Origin of the sequence: Prosthecobacter sp., assembly GCF_044232965.1 — a bacterium.
Classification (GTDB): Bacteria; Verrucomicrobiota; Verrucomicrobiia; order Verrucomicrobiales; family Verrucomicrobiaceae; genus Prosthecobacter.
The window spans coordinates 1-2,990 of sequence record NZ_JBIIKX010000158.1; the positions used below are offsets into that span (position 1 = coordinate 1).

Genomic DNA, 2,990 nt, shown 5'->3' on the forward strand with positions numbered 1-2,990 from the left:
TAAAATATCACCGTGAAGCCCGTGATCTCCTCGCTCTCGAAGATGCACGCGATAAAGTTTAAAACCATGAACCGAAGTCTTAATCGAATGGTTCTGTCCGCTGTCCTGACATGCGGTCGAGTTGCCAACAAAAGATTCTGATCGCTTCCTCGCAGTGCCTCGACCACCAATAAACGCGACCCCGTCCCATGCCTCCGCTAGCCGCCGACGATCTCGCAGCGCCTCCGACCCAGTCTCTCCCCGAAGGCACTCATCTAGAGGAGTTTGTCATCCAGCGAGTTCTCGGCAGCGGCGGCTTCGGAATCACCTACTTGGCTAAGGACAGTCGCTTGGGACGCAGGGTCGTCATCAAGGAGAATTTACCCGCGCAGTTCTGCTGGCGCGACACGCATTCTCTCACCGTGCGGCCTCGGCATACCGAAGGTGAAGACGCGGGCAATTTCCAATACTCGATGGAAAGCTTCGAGCGCGAAGCGTCCACGCTGGCTTCGCTGGATCATCCTGGCATCGTCAAGGTGCTGCGCAGTTTCGAAGCCCATGGCACGGCGTATTTCGTCATGCCGTTTGTCGAAGGCACAGCGCTCGACGAGCAGATTCGCACCAGACAAGCGAGCGGCCAGAACTTCACCGAGGATGAACTCGGCGGCATGCTCTGGCGGGTGCTAGATGCACTAAGTTACCTTCACGACCGCGGTATCTACCATCGCGACCTGAAACCCGGGAACATCCTCGTGACGGCTGCGGGTGAGCCAGTTCTCATCGACTTTGGGGCAGCGCGGCAACGATTGAGTGAGCGCTCGCTGACGGTGATCGAGAGCGCGGGCTACACGCCCTTCGAGCAGTTGCAGAGCCGGGGGAAGATCGGCCCGTGGAGTGACATCTACGCGTTGGGCGGCACGCTCTACAAGGTGATTACAGGAGAGACACCGGCAAAAGCAACGGACCGGATCATGGATGACCCGCTGGTGCCGCTGGCAAAGAGGAATGACCTGCGCGGGCGCTGTTCACAGGCCTTGCTGGCTTCCATCGACAAGGCGATGGCTCCGAAGGCGACAGATCGCTTTCAGGAGGTGCGGCAGTGGAAGGAGGCGGTGGAGGGGCCGGACCGAGCAGCTGCTTCCGAGTCCGACCATGACAAGCCTCTCGCGTTAGTTCCACACACTCTCCCATCACAGGAGGTTCCAAAGCCGGGTTCGCTGCATGAGGAGCACCGCCAAGTGTTGGTGGAGGCGGAGCAGGCCATGGCCAGAAACGACGGCTCGAAGGCATCTCAGTTGCTCAAGCGGCTGGGCAATATGCGCTTTGTCGATCTGGATTACACGGCGCTGGCGAGTTACGTTGAGAGCCGCAAGAACCGGATGGTTTATGTGTTTAGCGGGATCGGGGCGCTGATGATGATAATCATCATTTCGATGGCGATGGAAGCGGCGAAAACGTCGCGTGTGGCACAGGAGCAGGCCGAACGTGAAAAGCAGCCAGGCACGATGAGCGAAGCAGAAAAAAAGTCTTCATCTACGGACTCGCATCAGCAGAGGCTTTTTGAGAATACACTGGGCATGAAATTCGTGCCAGTGCCGGGCATGCAGGTGATGATGTGCATTCATGAGACGCGCAACGTGGATTACGCGGCCTATGCGGCAGCGCAGAGCGGGGTGGATGAGGAGTGGCGATCAGGAGCAGAAAGCGGCAAAGAGCAGCACCCGGTGGTGAAGGTGAATTACGAAGACGCGGAGGGGTTCTGCCGGTGGCTGAGCGCGAAGGAGGGGAAGACATACCGATTGCCGACGGACGCAGAGTGGAGCGCCGCAGTGGGGCTGGAGAATGAGAAAGGAGAGACGCCCGGCGAGAAGAGCCAAAATGGACCGGATGATGTCTTTCCGTGGGGGAGCTACTATCCGCCGAAGCCTGTGGACGGGAATTACAAACTTGATGAGGTGGAAGACGGCTATGATCACACAGCGCCGGTGATGAGGTTCCAGCCGAACAAGCTGGGACTCTACGACATGGGAGGGAATGTGTGGGAGTGGTGCCCAGACTGGTATGACAGAGCCCAAGACTACCGTGTGCTGCGCGGTGCTTCGTGGTTCAACGATGGACGAGTCGCTCTGCGTTCGTCGTATCGCAGCTTCGGAGGTCCACGCTATCGTAATGACAACTACGGCTTCCGTTGTGTCGTGGTGGTGTCTGGCGGCTAGAATTTTTCCTGTTTTAAATGTGGTATTAAAGAGCGTCCAAACATTTCACATTGCTTGAACACTACCAGAAAGAGGGCAGAAATTATGAAAACCGTTCTGGCTAAGCCCACACTTGAGTAAAACCCCATGCTGCCGTCGTAATCCATTGGCCAAAGCCTGTTTCCCATTTCACCTCCAATATGCAGCCCTCACCCCGGCACTTAAAAGCCACATTTTTTGATGGAGCGCGACAGATCGCAAATGTTGACCTGGAAGTGACAGATGGCCAAACAATAACGGTCGGCAACCTGAAGTCAGCAGCCGATGTGCGTCTGGGTTCAGAAGTGGTTTCGCGCAACCACCTTGCGATTGCTCTGGATGGTGAGGGAGAGGTGGTGATTTGTGATGTTGGCTCCAGCAACGGCACCTTTGACGGAGATGTGGAGCTGAAATCCAACGAGTGGCATCGGATTCATGCCGGCTCCCGGATTTTTCTGGGAGGCGAGGTGCGGATGGTCATCGAGACGCTGTCGGGCACCGCAGGTCGGTCAGGTTCGACGAGCCGGGTGGCCACAAGCACGGCCAATCTAGCCGACCTTCTCAAGGCGCAGGATCAGGTGGTGATTGGACGCGGGCGTGAGTGTAATCTAACGCTGGATGATCCGATGGTCAGCCGCCAGCACGCCACGATCTATAAGGGCCGGGACGGCAGTCTCATGATCAAGGACATGGGCTCGGCCAACGGTATCTTTGTCAATGGACGCCGCATCCAACAACCAACGAAGCTGGCCCCTGATACGAGGATCTTCATGGGAA

Annotated in this window: 2 protein-coding genes; both read left to right on the forward strand. The window is 57.2% G+C overall.

Features of this window, described 5'->3' with window-relative positions:
• Positions 1–188 precede the first annotated feature (188 nt).
• Positions 189–2,195, forward strand: coding sequence for an SUMF1/EgtB/PvdO family nonheme iron enzyme (locus ACILSI_RS26940; RefSeq protein ID WP_395725023.1), 2,007 nt, complete (start codon positions 189–191; stop codon positions 2,193–2,195).
• A 179-nt stretch (positions 2,196–2,374) separates the two neighbouring features.
• Positions 2,375–2,990: FHA domain-containing protein (locus ACILSI_RS26945; RefSeq protein ID WP_395725024.1), on the forward strand; the 616-nt coding region annotated here is incomplete at its 3' end.

Bases quoted from the DNA above. Each gene is read 5' to 3' on its own strand.
- ACILSI_RS26940 (WP_395725023.1), top strand. From the start codon at position 189: ATGCCTCCGCTAGCCGCCGACGATCTCGCAGCGCCTCCGACCCAGTCT.